The 16,516-nt window shown below is 75.7% G+C and carries 13 protein-coding genes and 1 pseudogene; 4 read left to right on the top strand and 10 right to left on the bottom strand.

Annotated elements, in window-relative coordinates:
• The first annotated feature begins 42 nt into the window (after positions 1-42).
• Both AS857_RS31775 and AS857_RS31770 read left to right on the top strand, forming a co-directional pair.
• Positions 43-1,422: an acyl-CoA synthetase gene (locus tag AS857_RS31775; protein WP_420823983.1), complete on the top strand. Its 1,380-nt coding sequence runs from the start codon at positions 43-45 to the stop codon at positions 1,420-1,422.
• A 143-nt stretch (positions 1,423-1,565) separates the two neighbouring features.
• On the top strand, positions 1,566-2,423 hold the full coding sequence (locus tag AS857_RS31770) for a MurR/RpiR family transcriptional regulator (protein WP_058046601.1): 858 nt from the start codon (positions 1,566-1,568) through the stop codon (positions 2,421-2,423).
• 7 nt (positions 2,424-2,430) lie between these two features.
• Here the strand turns inward: AS857_RS31770 and AS857_RS31765 are convergent, their stop codons facing one another.
• On the bottom strand, positions 2,431-3,816 hold the full coding sequence (locus AS857_RS31765; RefSeq protein ID WP_058046600.1) for an alpha/beta hydrolase family protein: 1,386 nt from the start codon (positions 3,814-3,816) through the stop codon (positions 2,431-2,433).
• A gap of 220 nt (positions 3,817-4,036) precedes the next feature.
• On the opposite strand from AS857_RS31765, the gene AS857_RS31760 reads away from it, so the two are divergent.
• Positions 4,037-4,639, top strand: coding sequence for a hypothetical protein (locus AS857_RS31760; protein ID WP_058046599.1), 603 nt, complete (start codon positions 4,037-4,039; stop codon positions 4,637-4,639).
• Positions 4,640-4,667: 28 nt separating this feature from the next.
• Here the strand turns inward: AS857_RS31760 and AS857_RS31755 are convergent, their stop codons facing one another.
• The gene (locus AS857_RS31755; RefSeq protein WP_058046598.1) at positions 4,668-6,014 is read right to left on the bottom strand and encodes a type III PLP-dependent enzyme domain-containing protein; all 1,347 of its coding nucleotides are present in this window, start codon (positions 6,012-6,014) and stop codon (positions 4,668-4,670) included.
• A gap of 230 nt (positions 6,015-6,244) precedes the next feature.
• On the bottom strand, positions 6,245-6,610 hold the full coding sequence (locus AS857_RS31750) for a MerR family transcriptional regulator (RefSeq protein ID WP_058046597.1): 366 nt from the start codon (positions 6,608-6,610) through the stop codon (positions 6,245-6,247).
• 59 nt (positions 6,611-6,669) lie between these two features.
• Between AS857_RS31750 and AS857_RS31745 the strand changes: the two genes are divergently transcribed.
• On the top strand, positions 6,670-7,575 hold the full coding sequence (locus AS857_RS31745; protein ID WP_058046596.1) for an aldo/keto reductase: 906 nt from the start codon (positions 6,670-6,672) through the stop codon (positions 7,573-7,575).
• A gap of 77 nt (positions 7,576-7,652) precedes the next feature.
• Here the strand turns inward: AS857_RS31745 and hutI are convergent, their stop codons facing one another.
• From hutI to AS857_RS31710, 7 genes and pseudogenes are all read right to left on the bottom strand, one after another.
• Complete coding sequence (hutI, locus tag AS857_RS31740) at positions 7,653-8,822, bottom strand: imidazolonepropionase (RefSeq protein ID WP_058046595.1); 1,170 nt, start codon at positions 8,820-8,822, stop codon at positions 7,653-7,655.
• A gap of 34 nt (positions 8,823-8,856) precedes the next feature.
• Positions 8,857-10,197 carry a formimidoylglutamate deiminase gene (locus AS857_RS31735; protein WP_107105749.1) on the bottom strand — a complete coding sequence of 447 codons (1,341 nt, stop codon included), beginning with the start codon at positions 10,195-10,197 and terminating at the stop codon, positions 8,857-8,859.
• Entirely contained in the window at positions 10,194-11,435 is a 1,242-nt protein-coding gene (locus tag AS857_RS31730) for an allantoate amidohydrolase (protein ID WP_058046593.1), read from the bottom strand. The genes AS857_RS31735 and AS857_RS31730 overlap by 4 nt, the downstream gene beginning before the upstream one ends.
• On the bottom strand, positions 11,432-13,090 hold the full coding sequence (hutU, locus tag AS857_RS31725) for a urocanate hydratase (protein WP_058046592.1): 1,659 nt from the start codon (positions 13,088-13,090) through the stop codon (positions 11,432-11,434). The genes AS857_RS31730 and hutU overlap by 4 nt, the downstream gene beginning before the upstream one ends.
• A gap of 62 nt (positions 13,091-13,152) precedes the next feature.
• Positions 13,153-14,646, bottom strand: a complete 1,494-nt coding sequence (locus AS857_RS31720) for an NAD(P)/FAD-dependent oxidoreductase (protein ID WP_079110764.1) — start codon at positions 14,644-14,646, stop codon at positions 13,153-13,155.
• Between the two features lie 188 nt (positions 14,647-14,834).
• A pseudogene (locus AS857_RS41690) lies at positions 14,835-15,080 on the bottom strand ((2Fe-2S)-binding protein); the annotation flags it as partial.
• On the bottom strand, positions 15,071-16,264 hold the full coding sequence (locus tag AS857_RS31710) for an NAD(P)/FAD-dependent oxidoreductase (RefSeq protein WP_275477394.1): 1,194 nt from the start codon (positions 16,262-16,264) through the stop codon (positions 15,071-15,073). The pseudogene AS857_RS41690 and the gene AS857_RS31710, both read right to left, overlap by 10 nt.
• Positions 16,265-16,516: the final 252 nt, after the last annotated feature.

Raw genomic sequence — 16,516 nt, 5'->3', positions numbered from 1 at the left:
CAGCCCCGTGACCGCCGGGGCGCCGCTGGAAGGAGCAGTTCCGTGCCCGGACCGACCGAACCCCTGCTGACCTCCCTCGCCGCGCTCGACGCAGGAACGGGCGGGGACCGCCCGGACGCCCTCAGCGTCGCGGGGCGGGCCTTCTCCCGTGAACAACTGCTGGGCGCCGCCGCGGCGGTGGCGCACCGCATCGCGGGCGCCCCGGCCGTCGCCGTGCACGCCGACGCGTCGCCGGAGACCGCGGCGGCCGTGGTGGGCGGGCTGCTCGCCGGGGTGCCGGTCGTGCCGCTGCCGCCGGACGCGGGTCCGGCCGAGCGCGGCCACATCCTGCGCGACTCCGGCGCCGCCCTGGTGCTCGGCGGCGACGAGGGGCTGCCCGTCGATTTCGGGGAGCGGCGCGACTGGTCCGGTGCCGAGCCCGCCCCGGACGGCACCGCGCTGATCCTCTACACCTCCGGCACCACCGGCGCCCCCAAGGGCGCGCTGATCCCGCGCGGCGCGGTGGCCGCGGGCCTGGACGGGCTCGCCGAGGCGTGGCAGTGGACCGCCGAGGACACCCTCGTGCACGGGCTGCCGCTCTTCCACGTCCACGGCCTCGTCCTGGGCGTCCTGGGGGCGCTGCGGACCGGCTGCCGGCTGGTGCACACCGGCCGGCCGACGCCGGAGGCGTACGCGGCGGCGGGCGGCAGCCTGTACTTCGGGGTGCCGACGGTGTGGTCCCGGGTGGTGCGCGAGCCGTCCGCGGCCCGGGAGCTGGCCGGGGCCCGGCTGCTGGTGTCGGGCAGTGCGGCCCTGCCCGCGCCCGTCTTCCGGGACCTGGAGGCCCTCACCGGGCAGCGGCCCGTCGAGCGCTACGGCATGACCGAGACCCTGATCACCGTCTCCGCCCGGGCCGACGGCGAGCGCCGGCCGGGCGCGGTGGGCACCCCGCTGCGGGGCGTCCGCACGCGCCTCGCGGCCACCGAGGGCGGCATCGGCGAGCTGGAGGTCTGCGGGCCGACGCTCTTCAGCGGCTACCTGGGCCGCCCCGAGGCGACGGCGGCCGCGCACACGGCCGACGGCTGGTTCCGTACGGGCGACATCGCCGCCGTCGAGGAGGACGGCACGCACCGCATCGTGGGCCGCGCCTCCACCGACCTGATCAAGTCCGGCGGCTACCGGGTCGGGGCGGGCGAGGTCGAGAACGCCCTCCTCGACCACCCCGCGGTCAGCGAGGCCGCCGTGGTCGGGGTGGAGCACGAGGACCTCGGGCAGGAGATCGTCGCGTACGTGGTGGCGGACGGCGTGAGCGAGAAGGCGCTGATCGACTTCGTGGCCGGCCACCTGTCCGTGCACAAGCGGCCCCGCCGCGTGCGCTTCCTCGACGCGCTGCCGCGCAACGCCATGGGCAAGCCCCAGAAGAAGCTCCTGCCTCCGCTGTGACCCGGAGGGGACCCCGCGTGTGATCCGGAGCGGCCTCCGTGGACATGGCCACGGAGGCCCGTCCACCCCTGCATAATTCCATGCAGGGGTGGTGGTCGATGAATGACCACTGCCGAAGACCGCCGACGACCATGGAGGGCCCGATGAGCGACACCGGGGGCGAACCGGAAGCCACCGCACGGCTGCAGAAGCTCTTCGAAGGGCACCGGCTGACGCCGACTCAGCGCCGCATCGCCCACTGCATGGTGCGCCGCGCGGCCGACGCGCCCTTCCTCTCCAGCGTCGAGCTCGCCGAGCTGGCCGGCGTCAGCCAGCCCTCGGTCACCCGCTTCGCCGTCGCCCTCGGCTTCGACGGCTACCCGGCGCTGCGCCGGCACCTGCGCGACGTCGTCCCCGCGGCGGCCGAGCCGGGAGACGGCGAGACCGCGTACAACGAGTACCAGCAGGCCGTCCACGTCGAGATCGACAACCTCCGCCACCTCGCCTCGGTCCTCGCCGACCCCGCCCCGGTCACCCGCGCGGGCCGGCTGCTCGCGCAGTCCCGGCCGCTGCTCGTGCTCGGCCTGCGCGCCGCCACCGCCCAGGCCGCCGGCTTCGCCTACTTCGCCCGCAAGGTCCACCCGGACGTGCGGCTCCTGGACGAGGGCGGCACGCTCCTGACCGACCGCATAGACGCGGCCGTACGGGCCGGGGCGAGCACGCTGCTGTGCTTCGCGCTGCCCCGTCACCCGCGCGAGGTGGTCGAGGCGCTGGAGTACGCGCAGGGCCAGGGCCTGACCGTCGTCACCGTCGCCGACTCCACCTTCGCCCCCGTCGCCCGCCACAGCGACCTGCTGCTCCCCGCCGCCGTCGGCACCGGGCTCGCCTTCGACACCGCATGCGCCCCGATGCTGCTGGGGCGCATGCTGCTGGAGGCGATGTGCGACGCCCTGCCGGACGCCCAGGCGCGCCTGGAGGAGTTCGACGCCAAGGCGGTGGCGCGGGGGCTGTTCGTGGAGTAGCCCGGCCTCAGGAGGCCGGGGCGTCCTGGAAGCGCATCTCCGGGAAGCGCGGCGACGGGCCGTCCAGCAGCCGCCCGTCCCGCCCCTTGAGGAAGCGGTCGAAGAACGCCACCACGTACGCGCGCGTGGTCGCCACCGCGCGCTCCGGGCGGACGGTCCCGACGTCCTGGCGGAGGGCCTCCTCCGGCAGTGCGCCCTGCCGGGCGAGGGCGGGCAGCAGCGAGACGCCGTCGGTGTACGTGCCGTGCTCCGCGCCCGCCATGGCCAGTTCGGCCCGCCAGCCGCGCGTGTGCTGCCGGAAGGACGCCCACGACGCCCGGTTGCCGGCCGCGCCCGGGCCGTCGGAGCCCAGCAGGAGGAACGGCCGGTCCACACCCTCGCGCGCCACGGTGCTCAGCGTGCTGCCCGTGCTGTCGGGGAGGGGGAAGTCCATCTGGCCGTCCATGTTGATCCCCGCCTTGAGGCGGCGGTCGTCGTGCAGGGCCTGCGCCGCCGTGAAGCCGCCCGCGGACTGCCCGGCCATGCCCACGCGCCGCAGGTCCACCGCGTCCCCCAGGCCGCGCGGCAGGCCCCGCCGCCACTGCGCCGAGCCGAGGGTGTCCAGGACGAACCGCGTGTCGTCCACCCGGGCCTTCACCGCCCTGCGGAGCGTGGCGTCGACCTCGGTCACGGGTGCGCCGGCGAGCGCGGGCAGCACCGACTCGGCCAGCTCCCCGTTCGCCAGGCGCACTTCGGAGGAGTCGTAGGGGTGGTCGACGGTGACGACGACGTAGCCGCGGGAGGCCAGCTCCTCGGCCAGGCCGGTGTTCCAGGTGCGCGGGTCGCCCAGCCCGGCGGAGTACAGCACGACCGGCAGGGACCTGCTGCCGCGCGCCACGGGAGCGTCCACGCGCGCATGCGTACGCGTGGACGCCCAGTCGGCGGCGTCCGGACGTACGTGGTAGTTGAAGCTGCCCGCGCCCCGGGCGGAGCCGAAGTGGGCGGCGGAGGAGGGGTCCATGTGGGGCGCGGGACCCTTCCCGCCGGCGGGCCGGTCCCGGTCCGCCGGGTAGAAGAGGCTGATCGCGACCTCGCGGTCGCCGCGCTCCGGCTTCCAGGGGTCCTTGCGGGCGGTGTCCACCAGGTGGCGGGTGACCGTGCCGACGGCGTGGGGGCCGGTGGGCGCGGGCAGGGCGCCCGGGGCGCTCTTCGAGGTCGTGGCTGTCGCTCCGGCCGGGGCCTTCGCCGCGGTCCGGGCCGGGGCCTGGGCCGCATGGGCGTCCGGCGCGGGCACGAGCGCGCTCAGCAGCCCGGTCGCGGCCAGTGCCCCCGCCGCGAGGGCCGCCCGCCGCCGCAGCCCGCTGTCCCGCCGCGCACGGTCCCGCCGCTCGCCCCCTCGTTCCTGGACAGCCATCCCCGTCTCCTCCCGCTCGTCCCGCCCCGGCAGGGACGACCTTAGGGACCACACGACTGCGCACACGTCATACGGCGGAGCCAAGTCCGGGGTGATACCGGGGTATGACCCCTGTGAGGTACATGCGGCGGATTCTCAGCTCGCACTCAGATTCGTTGGTTAGCCTGCCGCGTGACGAGTCGGGATCGAGGGGATTTCAGAGGGAAAGGCGGGTTTCGACGTGGGGCGCGGTTCGTATGCGCTGGCGCGGGTGGCGGTGGTCGTCAGAGCCCCGGCCGGCTGGCTGTGGTGGCCGGGCCTGCTGAGCGCGGGCACCGGCGTCCTGGTGCCCGGGATGACCGGACGGCGGATCGGCGTGCTCGCCGGAGCGGCGCTGTTCATCGTCGTCGCGGGTGCGGTCTTCGCGGTGCGCCGCCCGCGGTACGCGGCCCTGGCGCGCGGGGCCTCACGGGCGGGCCGGTCGGTCTTCCTCCAGGACCGCGCCGTCACCCTGCGGAACTGGCGGCGCGCCCGCCGCTGGTGGCTGCTCCTGGCCTTCCTCGCCGCCGTGGGCTCCACCTTCCTGATCCCGGCCGCCGCGGGCATGGCGCTCGCCGGAGCGGGCGCGGGCCTGTGGGCGAAGGCCCTGTGGCTGGGCGGCCTGGAGCGCCGCAGCGGCTCCCTGCTGTGGGTCCGCACGGAGTGGGCGCAGGCGTCCCCCGCCGCCAAGCCCGTGCGCGGCTACCTGTCCACCGGGCTCGCCGCGGGCGATGCCGCGCCCGGTGGCGGCCGGCGCCGCGCCGGCCGGGTGCCTGCGGGTGCGGCGGTCGGCGAAGCGCGCTGACGCCCGCCCGGGGCGTGTGCCGCGGCGGTCAGCGAAGCGCGCTGAGCTCCGCCGCGTAGGCGCCGCCGCTCTCGGTGACGAGCTCGCCGAGGGTCTGCGGGGCCCGTACGGTCGCGAACCGCACCCCGTCACTCTCCTCTTCTGCGGACGCATAGCCGTAAACCCCGGGACGGGGCAGAGAGTTGTACGCGAAGTGGTTCGAGAAGTAGTACGCGCCGGTGTCGAGCAGCGCCACGTGGTCGCCCGCCTCCAGCAGGGGCAGCGGTCTGCCCACCGCGATCAGGTCGCCCGCGAAGCAGCACGGCCCCGCGACGTCCTGGTCGACCGGCGGCCCCGTCTTCGGCCGCCCCTGCGCGTCGAAGACCGCGACCCGCAGCGGCCAGGACGCGGGCGCGAACACCGTGCGCGTGGCCACCTGGGCGCCCGCGTGCGTCACGGCGATCCGCCGGCCGCCCGCGGTCTTGGTGTACTCGACGCGGGCCAGCACCATGCCGCTCTTGGCCAGCAGGGAGCGGCCGAACTCCGTCACCAGCCCGTAGCGCCCGTCGAACAGGCCCGGGGCGGCGTCCGCGAGCAGGCGGGCGTACGCGCGGAAGGTCGGGGTCACGTCGTCCGACGCGAAGTTCACGGGCAGCCCGCCGCCGATGTCCAGCGTGGTGACCTGCCGGCGCCCCACCGTCCGGTTGATCTCCTCCGCCAGCTCGTACGCGGCCCGCACCCCGGCCGCCATCAGCTCCAGGGGGCAGCCCTGGGAGCCCACGTGGGCGTGCAGCCGGGACAGCCAGGGGCGCTCGGCGTAGGCGCGGACGAGCCAGGCGCGCGCCCCTTCGTCGCGCAGCGCCACCCCGAACTTCGACGTGTCCGTCGCCGTGCTCAGCGCGTCGATGCTGCCGCCGCCCACCTGGGGGTTCACGCGGACGCCGAGCGCGGAGCGGGGCGGGCCGGAGGCCTCCCGCAGCAGCCCGTCCAGCCGGGCGAGCTCCTCACGGCTGTCGGCGTTGACCGCCACCCCCAGCGCGAGGGCCTCGCGGAGCTCCGCCGTGGTCTTGGCGGGGGAGTCCAGCACGATCCGCTCCGGGGCGATCCGCGCCGTCCTGGCCAGCGCCAGCTCTCCCGGGCTCGCCACTTCGGCGCCCAGCCCTTCCTCGGCGAGCAGGCGCAGCACGGGCACGAGGGAGGCGGCCTTCACGGCGAAGGCGTGCAGGGTCGTGCCGCGCGCCGCCCCGGCCTCCTCGAAGGCCTCGCGCAGCTCCGCGGCGGCCGTGCGGATCCCCTGCACGTCCAGCAGGCCGGCCACGGGGGACCAGTCGGGCAGCAGCCCTTGCCGGAGCGCGGCCCGCACCACGGTGCCGGGGGAGATGCCACTGGAGGACATGAAGCCACTCCACCACACCGGGCCGTAAAAATGGCATGCGCTGCGGGCGGTTTCCGCACACGATGAGCCCCAAGTGCGACGGCACGCCCGGGCGTGCGCGGAGCCGCCGCGGGCCGGAACGGGGTGCGAGCCGGACCGGCCCGGGGCCGTGGGACGCCTTCGACCGGCTCATCGGTGCCGGTCGATGGGCGCCGCCCCGGCGGCGGGGCGTTCCGCCTGCTTCCTGCGGCTCAAGCCGCAGTGGGTGCAGCCGCTTCCGTCGCGTTGAGCAGGCCGGCCAGTGCCGCCCGCGTCTCCTGCAGCTCCCCGATGCGCGCGTCGAGCCCCTGCAGCTGTTCGCGCAGGTGCAGGGCCACGCACGGGTCGAACTCCGCCTCCCCCGCGCCCCGCACGCACGGCAGGACGTCCCGGATGACGCGCGTCGGCAGGCCCGCCGCCAGCAGCACGCGGATGCGGCGGACCGTCTCCGGCGCGTCCTGCTCGTAGCGCCGGTGACCGCTGGGCAGCCGGTGGGAGCCGAGCAGGCCCTGCTCCTCGTAGTAGCGCAGCAGCCGCACGCTCACTCCGGTCTCGCGCGCCAGGTCACCGATCTTCATATGAGCTGCCTCACACGGGGTTGAATCTCACACGGGTGTGAGAATTTAGCGTTCCGGTCATGACGAACACCACCACCGCTCCCGCTTCTTCCCCCGTCCACAGCATCGGCGGCGACCTGCCCGTCTCCCGCATCGGCTACGGCGCCATGCGGCTGGCAGAGACCCCCGACGGGCTCGCCGACCCCATGCAGGCGCCCATCTGGCGCGCGCCGGAGGACCGCCGCGGGGCGGTCGCGCTGCTGCGGCGCGCGGTCGAGCTCGGCATCGACCTCATCGACACCGCGGACGCCTACTCCCTCGGCGAGAGCGAGGCGCTCATTGCGGAGGCCCTGCACCCGTACGCCGGCCGCGTGACCGTCGCCACCAAGGTCGGCGTCGTACGGCCCGGCCCTGCCGAATGGGTGACGCACGGTCACCCGGCCTACCTCCGCCAGCAGGCCGAGCTCGCCCTGCGGCGGCTGCGCGTGGACCGCCTGGACCTGCTCCAGCTGCACCGCATCGACCCGGAGTACCCCCTCGCGGACCAGCTCGGCGCCCTCCGGCAGCTGCAGGACGAGGGCAAGGTGCGGCACATCGGCCTGTCCGAGGTGACCGTCGCCGAACTGCGCGCGGCGCAGGAGATCGCCCCCATCGCCTCCGTCCAGAACGTGTACAACCTCTCGGCGCGCGGCCACGACGACGTCGTCGACCACGCCGCCGAGCACGGCATCACCTTCTTCGCCTACTTCCCGGTCGCCGTGGGCGCGCACGCGGCCCCGGGCGGGCCCGTCGCGGACGTGGCGCGCGAGGTGGGCGCGACGCCCGCGCAGACGGCGCTCGCCTGGCTGCTGCGCCGTTCGCCGACGCTCGTCCCCCTCCCGGGCACGCGGTCGCTCGCGCACCTGGAGGAGAACGCCGGAGCGCTGGACGTCCGGCTGACGGACGCCCAGTACGACCGGCTGGACGCGATCGGCGGGCGGGCCTGAGGCTTGCCGGGCGGGCTACCGGCAGGCCTGCCGGGCCCGAGGCGGCCACGGGGTGCGACGCGGCCGCCGGAGAAGGCTCAGGCCTCCCGCACGCCCGCGCGCCACACCGCCGAGACCAGCGGAACGCCCGGCCGGTAGGCGAGGTGGACGTGCGACGGGGCGTCGAGGAGGGCGAGGTCGGCGCGGGCGCCGGGGGCTATGCGGCCCACGTCCGTACGGCGCAGGGCGGCCGCGCCGCCCGCGGTCGCGGACCAGACGGCCTCGTCCGGGGTCATCCCCATGTCCCGCACGGCCAGCGCGATGCAGAACGGCATGGAGCTGGTGAAGGACGAGCCGGGGTTGCAGTCCGTGGACAGGGCGACGGTCGCCCCCGCGTCCAGCAGACGGCGCGCGTCCGGCCACTGGGCGCGCGTCGAGAACTCCGCGCCGGGCAGGAGGGTGGCGACCGTCGTGCCGTTCGCCAGGGCGTCGACGTCCGCGTCGGTCAGGTGGGTGCAGTGGTCGGCCGAGGCGGCGCCGAGCTCGACGGCCAGCTGGACGCCGGGCCCGTAGGAGAGCTGGTTGGCGTGGACGCGCGGCGTCAGCCCGCGGGCGGCGCCGGCCGTGAGGATCGTCCGGGCCTGGTCGCCGTCGAACGCGCCCTGCTCGCAGAACACGTCGACCCAGCGGGCGTGCGGCGCGCAGGCGTCGAGCATCGGCCCGGTCACGAGGTCCACGTACGCGGCCGGGTCGTCGGCGTAGTCGGGGGAGACGATGTGGGCGCCGAGGTAGGTGACCTCGTCGGTGTGCGCCGCGGCGATGCGCAGGGCGCGGGCCTCGTCCTCGACGGTGAGGCCGTAGCCGGACTTGGTCTCCAGGACCGTGGTGCCCTGGCGCAGGGCCTCGTGCACGTAGCGCCGGACGTTGGCGTCCAGCGCCTCGTCGGTCGCGGCGCGCGTGGCGGCGACGGTGGTGCGGATGCCGCCGGCGCTGTAGCTCCGGCCGGACATGCGGGCGTTGAACTCGGCCGTGCGGTCGCCCGCGAAGACCAGGTGGGAGTGGGAGTCGACGAAGCCCGGGAGGGCGGCCCGGCCCTCGGCGTCGACCCGGTTGTCAGTGGCCGGTGCTTTGCTGGACGTGCCGACCCAGGCGACGCGGTCGCCGTCGATGACGACCGCCGCGTCCCGGATCGTGCCGAGGGGGCCTTCGCCGAGGGAGGGGTCGTTCGTGACGAGACTGCTGATGTTGGTGATGACCGTCGTCGCCATGGGCGTGCGGCACTCCTTTGGTCGGTTCGGTGGTTCAGCCCCGTACGGCCGCGATGGACTCCGCCAGCGCCGCCGGCACGTGGGCCACGAGCTGGTGCGCCCCCTCGCGCACGATGTGCCGGCCGCCCACCACGGTGTCCCGGACGTCCGCGGCGCTCGCCGCGAAGACGGCCGTCTCGGCGGCGAGGGCGTACGGCTGGCCCGCGGTGCGCACGGAGTCGAGCGCGACGGCCGTGAAGTCCGCGAGCGCGCCCCGCTCGATGCGGCCCGCCCCGTCCCAGCCGAGGGCCGCGTGGCCGTCGGCCGTGGCCGCGCGCAGCAGCTGGACCGCGGTCCAGTGGCCGCGGGTGCGGCTGTGCAGCCGCTCGTCCAGCTCCATGGCGCGGGCCTCTTCGAGCAGGTCGATGACGGCGTGGCTGTCGCTGCCGAGGGAGAGCGGGGAGCCCGCCTCCTGCAGCGCCCGGGCCGGTCCGATCCCGTCGGCCAGGTCCCGCTCGGTGGTCGGGCACATGCACACGCCGGTGCCCGAGTGGCCGAGGAGGCGGATGTCGCCGGGGGTGAGGTGCGTGGCGTGGACGGCGGTCGTGCGCGGGCCGAGCACGCCGTGGTGCGAGAGGAGGGCGGTGGGCGTGAAGCCGTGGGCCTCCACGCACGCGTCGTTCTCGGCGGTCTGCTCGGAGAGGTGCAGGTGCAGCGGGGCGTCGCGCTCCTGCGCCCACGCGGCCACGGTCGCCAGCTGCTCGGCGGGCACGGCCCGCACCGAGTGGATCGCCGCGCCGATGCGGGTGTTGTCGTCGCCCTTGAGGGCGGAGACGCGCTCGGCCCAGCGCTCGGCGGTGCCGTCGCTGAAGCGCCGCTGGTGCTTGTTGGGCTCGGCGCCGAAGCCGGAGGAGAGGTAGCAGGCGTCGAGGAGCGTGATGCGGATGCCCGCCTCGGCGGCGGCCGCGATCAGGGCCTCGCCCATGGCGTTGGGGTTGTCGTAGCGGGCGCCCCCGGCGAGGTGGTGCACGTAGTGGAACTCGCCGACGGAGGTGATGCCGGCGAGCGCCATCTCGGCGTAGGCCGCACGGGCGAGCGCGAAGTAGCTGTCGGGGGTGAGGTTGTCGGCGACGCGGTACATGACGTCGCGCCAGGTCCAGAAGGTCCCCTCGCCCGCCTGCGTCGCGCCGCGCAGGGCCCGGTGGAAGGCGTGGCTGTGCGCGTTCGCGAGACCGGGCAGGGTCAGGCCCCGCAGGGTCACCGCGCCCTGGGGCGGTGCCGCGGCGCCCCGGCGGACGGCCTTGATGCGGCCGTCCGTCCCGGTCTCGATGACCACGCCCGGCTCGACGCCGGTGTCGAGAAGGGCGTGCTCCGCCCAGTAGGTCTGTGCCGTCAGCGACACGCCAGGCCCTCCAGTACGTCGGCGAGTGCGGTCACCCCGGCCAGGCAGTCGTCCTCGGAAGCCGTTTCGGCGGGTGAGTGCGAGACGCCTGTGGGGTTGCGTACGAACAGCATGGCGGTGGGGACGGCTCCGGAGAGGATTCCGGCGTCGTGTCCCGCACCCGTACCGAGGACGGGGACGTCCCCGCCCAGGATGCGGCCCAGCTCGTCGCGCAGGGCGTGCTCGAATTCCACGACGGGCGTGAAGGACTCCCGGGTGACCCGCACGTCGACGCCGTCGCGCTCGCCGCGCTCCACGGCCGCCTTCTCGATCTCCGCGACCACGAGGTCGAGGGTCTCCTGGTCGGCGGCCCGCGAATCCAGCCAGCCGCGCACGAGCGAGGGGATGGCGTTGACGCCGTTCGGCTCGACGCCGACCTTCCCGAAGGTCGCGAGGGCGCCGGCCAGCCGGGCCTTCTTGCGGGCGGCCAGGACGGTGTTGGCGTAGGTGAGCATCGGGTCGCGGCGGTCCTCGATGCGGGTGGTGCCGGCGTGGTTGGCCTCGCCGTGGAAGTCGAACCGCCAGCGGCCGTGCGGCCAGATGGCGGAGGCGATCCCGACGGCGCGGTCCGACAGGTCCAGGGCGCGGCCCTGCTCGACGTGGAGCTCGACGAAGGCGCCGATCCGGGCCAGGCGCTCGGGGTCCGGGCCGATGGCCTCCGGGTCGTAGCCGGCGCGCTCCATGGCCAGGGGCAGGGAGACGCCCTCGGCGTCCCGGAGCGCGTGCGCCTTGTCGAGGGACAGCTGACCGGCGGTCAGCCGGGAGCCCACGCAGGCCAGGCCGAAGCGGGCGCCCTCCTCGTCGCCGAAGTTGACGACGGCGAGGGGGCGGGACGGCTGCGCCCCGCGGGCGCGGAGCTCGTCCAGCGCGGCGAAGGAGGAGACCACGCCGAGGGGGCCGTCGAAGGCGCCGCCGTTCGGCACGGAGTCCAGGTGGGAGCCGGTGACGACGGCGTCCCCGGCGGCCGGGTCGCCGAGCCATGCCCACTGGTTGCCGTTGCGGTCGAGCTCGTAGGCGAGCCCGCGGGACTCCGCCTGGGCGCGGAACCAGGCGCGGCAGTCGGCGTCGGCGCCGCTCCAGGCGAAGCGGTGATAGCCGGCGGTGTCCTTGTCACGGCCGATGGACGCGAGGTCGCGCCACATCTCGTGGAACGAAGCCCCTGCCTTCACCTCGCCCGCAGCCGGGCTGCTCATTCGCCCTCCCGCATGGGGACGCGCACCCCGCGGTCCTCCGCGACCGACTCCGCGATGTCGTACCCGGCGTCGACGTGACGGATGACGCCCATGCCGGGGTCGTTCGTCAGGACGCGGCGGATCTTCTCGCCGGCCAGCGGCGTGCCGTCGGCGACCGTGACCTGGCCCGCGTGGATGGAGCGGCCCATGCCGACGCCGCCGCCGTGGTGGATGGAGACCCACGAGGCGCCCGAGGCGACGTTGACCATCGCGTTGAGCAGCGGCCAGTCGGCGATCGCGTCGGAGCCGTCGAGCATGGCCTCGGTCTCGCGGTACGGGGAGGCCACCGAGCCGCAGTCGAGGTGGTCGCGGCCGATGGCCAGCGGCGCGGCGAGCGTGCCGTCGGCGACCATGTCGTTGAAGCGCTCGCCGGCCTTGTCGCGCTCGCCGTAGCCCAGCCAGCAGATGCGCGCCGGCAGGCCCTGGAAGTGCACCCGCTCGCCGGCCATCTTGATCCAGCGGGCGAGGGACTCGTTCTCGGGGAAGAGTTCGAGTATCGCCTTGTCGGTCTTGTGGATGTCGGCCGGGTCGCCGGAGAGGGCCGCCCAGCGGAAGGGGCCCTTGCCCTCGCAGAAGAGGGGGCGGATGTAGGCGGGGACGAAGCCGGGGAAGTCGAAGGCGCGGGTGTAGCCCGCGAGCTGGGCCTCGCCGCGGATGGAGTTGCCGTAGTCGAAGACCTCGGCGCCGGCGTCCTGGAAGCCGACCATGGCCTCGACGTGCCGGGCCATGGACTCGCGCGCCCGCGTCGTGAAGTCGGCGGGCTTCTCGGCCGCGTAGGTGGCCATGTCGTCGAAGGAGACGCCGACCGGCAGGTAGGCCAGCGGGTCGTGGGCACTGGTCTGGTCGGTCACGATGTCGATCGGGGCGTTCATCGCGAGCAGCTGCGGGACGAGCTCCGCGGCGTTGCCGAGGACGCCGATGGACAGCGGGCGGCGGGCGTCGCGCGCCTCGACGGCCAGCTGCAGGGCGTGGTCGAGCGAGTCGGCCTTCACGTCCAGGTAGCGGTGCTCGATGCGGCGGTCGATCGCGCGCGGGTCGCAGTCGATGCAGATGGCGACGCCGTCGTTCATGGTGACGGCGAGCGGCTGGGCGCCGCCCATGCCGCCGAGCCCGGCCGTCAGGGTGATCGTGCCGGCCAGCGTTCCGTCGAACTTCTTGGCGGCGACGGCGGCGAAGGTCTCGTACGTGCCCTGCAGGATGCCCTGTGTGCCGATGTAGATCCACGAGCCGGCGGTCATCTGGCCGTACATGGTGAGGCCGAGGTGCTCCAGGCGGCGGAACTCCTCCCAGTTGGCCCAGTCGCCGACGAGGTTGGAGTTGGCGAGGAGGACGCGCGGCGCCCACTCGTGGGTCTGCATGACGCCGACCGGGCGGCCGGACTGGACGAGCATGGTCTCGTCCTGCTTGAGGGTCTGCAGCGTGCGGACCATGGCGTCGAACGAGCGCCAGTCGCGGGCGGCCTTGCCCGTGCCGCCGTAGACGACGAGCTTGTCGGGGTGCTCGGCGACCTCGGGGTCGAGGTTGTTCTGCAGCATGCGCAGAGCGGCTTCCTGCTGCCACCCCAGCGTGCTCAGCCGGCTGCCTCGCGCAGCTCGTACGGGTCGCGGTCCGGACATGGGGCCCTGCCTCCCTGGCGGCTCTGAATAGAACACTGCACATCTTGGGTGGCTGAATAGCTCTAGTCAATGGCTGGCGGCCCGGCGAGATCCCCGAGCCGTACCGGATGGGCCAGCGGCCGCCTGTCCATGGCGTACGGGTCGGCGACGGGGGAGCCCAGGAACGCCGCGGCGAGCTCGGCCGTGTTCCGCCCGCAGATGCGGCCCTGGCAGGCACCCAGCCCGGCGCGGCACGTGAGCTTGAGCGCCCGCATCCCGTCCGCGCCGCGCGCCACGACGGCGTCCCGCAGCTCCCCGTACGACACCTCCTCGCACCGGCACACGAGCGTGTCCTCGCGCAGCCAGCCGCGCCAGCCGCCCGGGACGGGATGCGCCCGGGCGAGCGCCCGCGCGAACCGCCGCCCGGACCGCACCCGCGAGGCGGCGGCCGCGAGACGGGCGGGCGACGGCGGTACGAGGCGCGCCCCGGCCTCCGCCGCCTCCGGGCGCTCCGCCAGGTCCGCCACCGCCGCGAGCCCCGCCAGCTCGCCCTCCGCCGCCGCGGCGGGGGCGCCCGCGACGCCCGTGAGCTCGCCCGCCGCGTACACGCCCGGGACGGTCGTCGCCTGGCGCCCGTCGACCACCACGTGCCCGCCGCGGACCGCGCAGCCTGCGGCCAGCGGGAGCTCCAGCTGCGGGAGGAACCCGTAGCCGACGCACACGGCGTCCACGGGTGCGATGCGCTGCTCGCTGCCCGCCACCGGGTGCCAGCCCGCGTCGAGGCGGGCGACGGTGACGGCCTCGACCCGGTCGCGGCCGTGCGCGGCGACGACCGCGTGCCGCGTGCGGTACGGGACGCGCCGGCGGGCCAGCCCCACCGCGTACGAGCCCAGCTCGGCGAGCCTGCCGGGGCCGCCGTCGCGCAGGGCCGCGGCGGGGCTGCGCAGCCAGCGCGCCGGGTTCCCCGCCTCGTACACGCCCAGGACCTGTGCCCCCACCCCGAGCAGGGACAGCGCGACCGGCAGCAGGAACGGCCCGGTCCCCGACACCACGGCCCGGCCGCCGGGCGCCGTCCGCTGCCCCTCGGCGAGCGCCTGCGCCGCGCCCGCCGTGACCACGCCCGGCAGCTCCCAGCCGGGGAACGGCAACGCGCGGTCGAAGGCGCCGGTGCACAGGACGAGCGCGTCGGCCGCGAGCGTGCGCACGGGGCGCCCGCGGTCGTCGGCGGGGCCCTGCTGCAGGTGGACGAGGTGCCTGCCGGGCGCCGGCCCCGGCTCCAGGGCCCAGACGGTGGCGCGGGCCAGGTGCGTGATGCGGGGCTGGGTGGCGACGGCCTGTTCGAGCGGGTGCGCGGCGGAGGCGCCGGGGCCGCCGCCCGCGACGGCCGGCTGCCGGTGGTGCCGGCCGCCGACGCGCTCCTCGCTGTCGGCGAGCACGACGCGCGCGTCGCACCGGGCGGCGCTCAACGCGGCCCGCGCGCCGGCCGGTCCCGCGCCGACGACGACCACGAGGGGGGAGGCGGTGGCAGTGGCGGAGGCGGAGGCGGAGGAGGAGGCTAAGGGAGGCTGGGCGCTCATGCGACCCCGTCCGCGTCGCGTAAGTCGCGTAAGCCGTGTGATTGGCATGAGTCGCATGAGTTGCATGAGTCGTGTGAGTCGTGCAAGGGGTGACCGGGATGTGCGTCCTCACGGTCCGTACGAGGGGCGGGAGGAGCCGGAGGGGTCGGAGGGGCCGGGCGGGACTCCTCCTCCGCGGGCAGCCGCGCGCCGCGCTGGGTCTCCACCCGGTCCCCGTCGCGCAGTTCGCGCCGGCAGGCCCGTACGTCGGGGAGGCCGTTGACGACGACCAGGCAGTCGTAACAGACGCCGATGCCGCAGAAGACGCCGCGCGGGCGGCCGCCGAGGCGGGTGGTGCGCCAGGACCGGCGGCCCGTCGCCAGGAGCAGGGCCGCCACCGTCTGACCGGGCAGGGCGCGGTGCCGCTCGCCGTCGACGTACACCGTCAGTGCCATCCGTTCTCCCTTCCGAAGCGTGCGGTTCGTGTGGTTCGTGCGGTTCCGAAGCGCTGGACACGGAACGGCTCCGGATCGAGGTGCGGCGGCTCGCCCGCCCAGAGCTCGGCGAGCAGTTCGCCGGTGGCGGCGGCCAGGCCGATGCCCGCGCCCTCGTGGCCCGTCGCGTGCCACAGGCCGGGGTGGCGCGGGTCCTCGCCCACGACGGGGAGGTGGTCGGGGGTGTACGGGCGGAAGCCGCCGTACGCGCGCATGACGGGGACGCCGCCGAGGACGGGGAACAGCTGCGCCGCCGCGCGTGCCAGTGCCCCCAGCACCCCGGCGCGCAGCGTCCCGTCGAAGCCGCAGCGCTGCCGGCTGGAACCGATGAGGACCGTGCCCGCCTGGGTCGCCTCGACCACGGCCGCCACCTGCAGTGCGGCGTCCTCGCTGCGGGCGGTTTCCGCGTACCCGGCGTCGTAGACCTTGTGCCGCACCGTGCCGTGCGGCAGCGGTGCCGTGACGAGGACCGTGCCGCGGCGGGGCACGACGGGCAGGGGCGCGCCGGCGGCCGCGGCGAACTCCCCGGCCCAGGGGCCGCAGGCGTTGACCACCGCCCCGCACGGAATGCGGCCCTGCGACGTGCGGACGCCCACGGCCCGCCCGTCCCGGCCGGTCTCCACGCCCGTCACGTCCACGCCGGTACGGATCCGGCCGCCGCGCGCCCGGACCGCCGCCAGCAGCGACGTCGCCGCCAGGACGGGCTGCAGCTGGGCGTCCTGCGGGTAGTGGACCGCGGCGCGCACGGCGGGCGTGAGGTGCGGCTCGTACGCCGCGGCCTCGCCCGGCGCGAGCTCGCGGGCGTCCACGCCCGCCGCGCGCTGGGCCGCCGCGAAGCCGCACAGGGCCGCGCCCTCCGGCTCGCCGGTGGCGACGACGAGGCCGCCCTTCACCTCGTACTCGCACTCCGCACGGCCCGGGCCCAGCTCTTCGCGCAGCGCGGCGAGCAGGCGGGGCCAGCGGCTCAGCGAGGCCTGTGCGAGGGCGAGTCCGGGGCCGGGGGCCTTGTTCGAGACGAGGAGGTTGCCCTCACCGCAGGCGGTGGTGCCGGCCGCGAGCGGGCCCCGGTCGAGGACGAGCACGCGGGCCCCGCGGCGGGTCAGCGCCTCCGCACACGCCGCGCCGACCACTCCGCTGCCGACGATGACGACATCGGCACCGCTACCGCTACCGCCACCGTCGTCCTGGATTTGCCGGTCTTGCCGGTCTTCCCGGTTTTCCTGGTCTTCCCGCAGAAGGCGCACGCCAGTCGCACCGCCGTTCCCCCAGAGGCCGCCGCGACGCTATTCGCCCGCAGCAGGCGGGTCAACACCCTCGGCGCGCATCCCCGGTCCAGGTTTGTGCAGGGGTGGGCACGGCCCTGCAGCTGCTGAGGCGGCATCAAACGCCGCGCGCCG

It is taken from the genome of Streptomyces roseifaciens (assembly GCF_001445655.1).
Classification (GTDB): Bacteria; Actinomycetota; Actinomycetes; order Streptomycetales; family Streptomycetaceae; genus Streptomyces; species Streptomyces aureoversilis.
This window is presented reverse-complemented; position numbering and strand designations above follow the sequence as displayed.

Coding starts and splice junctions, on each gene's coding strand:
- AS857_RS31770 (WP_058046601.1), top strand. CDS start 1,566: ATGAGCGACACCGGGGGCGAACCGGAAGCCACCGCACGGCTGCAGAAG.
- AS857_RS31755 (WP_058046598.1), bottom strand. CDS start 6,014: ATGTCCTCCAGTGGCATCTCCCCCGGCACCGTGGTGCGGGCCGCGCTC.
- AS857_RS31745 (WP_058046596.1), top strand. CDS start 6,670: ATGACGAACACCACCACCGCTCCCGCTTCTTCCCCCGTCCACAGCATC.
- AS857_RS31730 (WP_058046593.1), bottom strand. CDS start 11,435: ATGAGCAGCCCGGCTGCGGGCGAGGTGAAGGCAGGGGCTTCGTTCCAC.
- AS857_RS31720 (WP_079110764.1), bottom strand. CDS start 14,646: ATGAGCGCCCAGCCTCCCTTAGCCTCCTCCTCCGCCTCCGCCTCCGCC.
- hutU (WP_058046592.1), bottom strand. CDS start 13,090: ATGTCCGGACCGCGACCCGTACGAGCTGCGCGAGGCAGCCGGCTGAGC.
- AS857_RS31765 (WP_058046600.1), bottom strand. CDS start 3,816: ATGGCTGTCCAGGAACGAGGGGGCGAGCGGCGGGACCGTGCGCGGCGG.
- AS857_RS31750 (WP_058046597.1), bottom strand. CDS start 6,610: ATGAAGATCGGTGACCTGGCGCGCGAGACCGGAGTGAGCGTGCGGCTG.
- hutI (WP_058046595.1), bottom strand. CDS start 8,822: ATGGCGACGACGGTCATCACCAACATCAGCAGTCTCGTCACGAACGAC.